The following is a 3,886-nucleotide window of genomic DNA, read 5'->3' as shown; positions in this document are numbered from 1 at the left end:
GTGCTACGATAGTCATGTAAAGTTAAATACAGGGGGCGGATTATTTGAACTTAGCTACAAAAAATGCAGTACGTCGTATATTTGTCGAAAAGAAACCCGGATTTCAGGTTGAAGCGACAGGTATTTATTCAGATCTTAAAGAAAATTTAGGGATAAATGGGCTAATCGCAGTTAGAATGCTGCACCGCTATGACATTACTGGTTTAACCGATCAGGAATTTACCGACGCTATTCATACCATCTTCTCCGAACCACCTGTAGATGTTGTCTATTTTGAGAATATTGACAGCAAAGAGACAGAGCGGTTTTTTGCCATAGAATATTTGCCAGGACAGTATGACCAAAGAGCTGACTGGGCGGCACAAAGCGTACAGATCTTAACGCAACAGGAACCGCCGACAGTGAACACCGCCAAATTGATCATTCTTGAAGGCGATATTAGTGAGCAGGAATTACTAAGAATTAAGGCTTATTGTATTAATCCGGTTGAAGCACGAGAGGCATCTCTTGCTAAACCGGAATCATTAGATATGCTGGTCAATATACCTGGTGACGTAGCCATAGTGAGCGGGTTTATTACAAAGACTGCCCAAGACCTGAAGAATTTTATGACAACACAAGGGTTGTCAATGAGCTTTGAGGATTTGACCTTTTGCCAGCAATACTTTAGGGAGACTGAGCGCCGGGACCCAAGCATTACCGAGATAAAGGTTATTGATACGTATTGGTCAGATCACTGCCGGCATACGACGTTTCTAACGGCGGTTCAGGCTGTTTCGATTGCAGAAGGCAAGTTTACTAAGCCGGTCAAAGCTGCCTATGAGGAGTACCTAAAATCCCGCTCCTGCGTTTATGCCGACAAGGCGCGGGATGTCAGCCTGATGGATATAGCCACCTTGGCGATGAAAGAGTTGAAAATCCAAGGGAAGCTGACTGACCTGGATGAATCGGAGGAAATAAACGCCTGCAGTATTATTGTCCATGCCGATATCGATGGCCGGACTGAAGAGTGGCTGGTCATGTTTAAAAATGAGACCCATAATCATCCTACTGAGATTGAACCATTTGGGGGAGCGGCTACTTGCCTGGGCGGCTGCATCCGTGATCCGCTGTCAGGCCGTTCCTACGCCTATCAGGCCATGCGTGTCACTGGCAGCGGCGATCCACGGGCTGCTTTAGAAGCAACGCTGCCTGGCAAGCTGCCTCAGCGAAAAATAACCACAAGTGCGGCAGCCGGGTACAGCTCCTACGGTAACCAAATTGGACTGGCAACAGGCCAGGTGACCGAAATCTATGATCAGGGGTATATTGCTAAACGAATGGAGATTGGGGCTGTTATGGCGGCTGCCCCGAAACAAAATGTTGTGCGCGCTGTTCCTGAGCCTGGGGATGTTGTTATTCTGGTAGGCGGGCGTACCGGTCGGGATGGCTGCGGCGGTGCAACCGGTTCCTCCAAGGCTCATACTGAGGAATCACTTATGAGCTGTGGTGCTGAAGTGCAGAAAGGCAATCCGCCTACAGAACGGAAAATTCAGCGCTTGTTCCGCCAGCGTGCTGTCAGCACTATGATAAAACGCTGCAATGATTTCGGTGCAGGTGGCGTATCTGTGGCGATCGGTGAGCTTACTGACGGTCTGAATATTAATTTAGATGCTATCCCCAAGAAGTATGAGGGTCTAAATGGCACCGAACTTGCGATCTCGGAATCGCAGGAACGTATGGCTGTAGTGGTTGCAGCAGAAAATGCCCAACAATTTATTCGCTATGCTGATGGGGAAAATCTAGAGGCTACTATTGTGGCCACTGTATCTGACGATAAACGGCTGAAGATGATTTGGCGCGGCAAGCCTATTGTCAACATTAGCCGCGATTTTTTGAACACTAATGGTGTTAAGCAGTATACAACAGTAACTGTGACTGACCCGGCAGAAAACAGCTACTTTAATGAGTTGCCAGTTTTAAGCCCAGATGGCAATAATACTCAAAATATCAGGGCAGCCTGGCTTGCTATGCTGCAAAACCTCAACATATGTAGTCAGAAGGGACTTGTGGAACGCTTTGACAGCAGCATTGGTGCAGCTACTGTCCTGATGCCGTTTGGCGGCAAATACCAGGACACTCCTGCTGAGGGTATGGCAGCTAAATTGCCGGTAATATCCGGTGAGACGACGACCGGGACGATAATGACTCATGGTTTTAATCCCGGGCTGTCAGCCTGGAGCCCTTTCCATGGAGCTGTGTATGCTATTATTGAGGCTGTTGCCAAAGTAGTAGCAATAGGTGGCAATTTTCGTTCAATCCGGCTAACCTTGCAGGAGTATTTCGAAAAGCTGGATAAGGACAGCATAAAATGGGGCAAGCCCTTTAGCGCATTATTAGGTGCATTCTATGCACAAAAACAACTGGGCATTCCGGCTATTGGCGGTAAAGATAGCATGTCAGGTACATTTAAAGAGCTAACCGTGCCGCCAACCCTGGTGGCTTTTGCGGTAACAGCAGTTGATGTGCGTCGCGTCATCTCTCAGGAGTTTAAGCAGAGCGGCAGCAAGGTAGTATTGATCCGGAGCAGACGTGATGCTAATGAGTTGCCTGACTTTGCAGCCTTAACCAGAGCGTATGATCGTGTGGGGCAGCTTGCCGAGGCCGGTAAGATTCTGGCGGCGTATACCGTCAAGCTTGGTGGTTTGGCTGAGGCTGTTAGCAAAATGGCATTTGGCAATCGCATTGGTATTGAAATTACGGCCCCGGTAGCAGCAAATGACCTGTTCGCTCCAGACTATGGATCGATTGTTTTGGAAGTGCCTGCTGAAATAAAGCTGGAGGATATGTTTAACGGCATTGATTATACCCTAATCGGTCATACAACCGGGGTTCCCCTTATCTGCGCCGGTGACGTCCAGATCACTCTTGCCGAGGCACTTGCTGCCTGGGAACAGACTTTAGAGAAGGTATTTCCTGTAAAGACTGACCTGATTGCCGGCAAGCTGGAAAGCTTTGCCTATTATACCAAGCGGAACAGTCGTCAGCCTGTCAGTGGCATGGCTAAACCCAAAGTCTTAATTCCGGTTTTTCCCGGAACCAACTGTGAATATGATACGCTTAGAGCCTTCGAGCAGGCCGGAGCACTGCCGGAAACCCTGGTAATCCGCAACCTGACAGCGGGTCAGATTGAGGAATCGATTGCTGAGCTGGCCCGAAGAATTGCCTCATCCCAAATTGTTATGTTGCCTGGCGGGTTTAGTGCCGGGGATGAGCCTGATGGGTCAGGTAAATTTATTGCAACAATGTTTCGCAATCCTCGCGTAAAAGAGGCGATCACTGAGCTGCTGCAGCAACGAGATGGTTTAATGCTTGGTATTTGCAACGGTTTCCAGGCACTCATTAAGCTAGGGCTTGTGCCTTATGGTGAAATCCGCGATTTGACTGTAACGAGTCCGACATTAACCTTTAATAAGATTGGCCGGCATATTTCATGTATGGTCAATACCAAGGTTGTGTCAACCCTGTCACCCTGGCTGAGTAATACTGAAGCGGGCGATGTGTTTGCTATTCCGGCTTCTCACGGTGAGGGACGGTTTTATGCCACAGATGAGGAGCTTGCCCGGCTGGCCGCTAACGGTCAGATTGCAACCCAGTATGTCGATTTTGACGGTTGTGCGACCTATGACAATAAGTTTAACCCGAACGGTTCCTGCTATGCTATTGAAGCGATCACAAGTCCTGATGGGCGGATATTAGGCAAAATGGGTCATTCCGAACGGATTGGTAAGCATGTAGCGATAAATATTCCCGGCAACAAAGACCAGCAGATGTTTAGTGCCGGCGTTAAATATTTTAAGTAAAAACTGGAATAAGAGCAGGAAAAATATCTTCCACAGCTAATTAT

Annotated in this window: 1 protein-coding gene; it reads left to right on the top strand. The window is 48.1% G+C overall.

Annotated elements, in window-relative coordinates:
- Nucleotides 1-44: 44 nt before the first annotated feature.
- Nucleotides 45-3,842 (top strand): phosphoribosylformylglycinamidine synthase, encoded by a 3,798-nt coding sequence (locus tag VN379_RS00850; protein WP_325529833.1) that lies wholly within the window; start codon nt 45-47, stop codon nt 3,840-3,842.
- Nucleotides 3,843-3,886: the final 44 nt, after the last annotated feature.

It is taken from the genome of Sporomusa sp. (assembly GCF_035561255.1).
Classification (GTDB): domain Bacteria; phylum Bacillota; class Negativicutes; order Sporomusales; family Sporomusaceae; genus Sporomusa.
Note: the sequence above shows the minus strand (reverse complement) of the source record. Positions and strands in the feature narration are given on the sequence as shown.